The 812-nt window shown below is 49.1% G+C and carries 1 protein-coding gene; it reads right to left on the reverse strand.

Annotated elements, in window-relative coordinates:
- Positions 1-812 (reverse strand): Tn3 family transposase (locus O59_RS20760; RefSeq protein ID WP_007646399.1); only part of this gene is annotated, 812 nt, incomplete at both ends.

Genomic DNA, 812 nt, shown 5'->3' on the forward strand with positions numbered 1-812 from the left:
TGCCCGAACCCCAACACTCAATGAGCCGGTATTTCTTGTACTCGCTGTTGATCTTAGCAATCGCTTTATCGAGACGGGCTTCCGTAGTGCGCTTTAAGTTAAGCCATGCAACTTGCTTGCGCGACACACCCTGCACGGATCGCACGGTTTCGGTAGGGCCAATATTGGTGCCGTAACAAAACACCGTCAGAACAAAACGTAACACCGGGTCGCTGATACGTGACTCGAAACCCGACAACGGGCCAAAATGTTTGTTCAAGTTCAACCATTTTTCGACATTAATGATTACATCGAGCAGGTTGATCTTGTCCAAGCGATCGCGCAAGAGCGCTCCAATTTCTTCGACCTCTGGCGAAGGTTGATCCGGTTTTGGTTTACCGATAATCAGGTTCCCGTTTTCTATACGGACCAGTTCATCCTCTGGAAATTGGCTATCAGCTTTCTGGCAGCTCGCCTCCATGGACTCCTTCAGTGTTCTTGCAAATTCAGTATCACCGGCGATAAGTCCTACCTCCTCGCAATAGGTAGGCAGCTGCGCCTCGTATTCTTCCCAGGTGATCATTTGCTCCCGGTAATCATCGAAGGTTTCACTGTAGGGAATGAACAAGTCACCGGTACTCAGTTCTTCGGCGATCCGTTCAAACACACACAGCTCAAAACAGGTTTTATTGACCTCGGTGACTTGCGCTGATTTAGTCGATTTTCCTGTGACCAGTTTCCACCAGCTTTCGCGAATCCAGCGAATGTTGATGACATTTTTGGAGGATGGATCGTTTGGATCACTTTGAATGGACAGGAACTCGGCGCGCCGT

It is taken from the genome of Cellvibrio sp. BR (assembly GCF_000263355.1).
Classification (GTDB): domain Bacteria; phylum Pseudomonadota; class Gammaproteobacteria; order Pseudomonadales; family Cellvibrionaceae; genus Cellvibrio.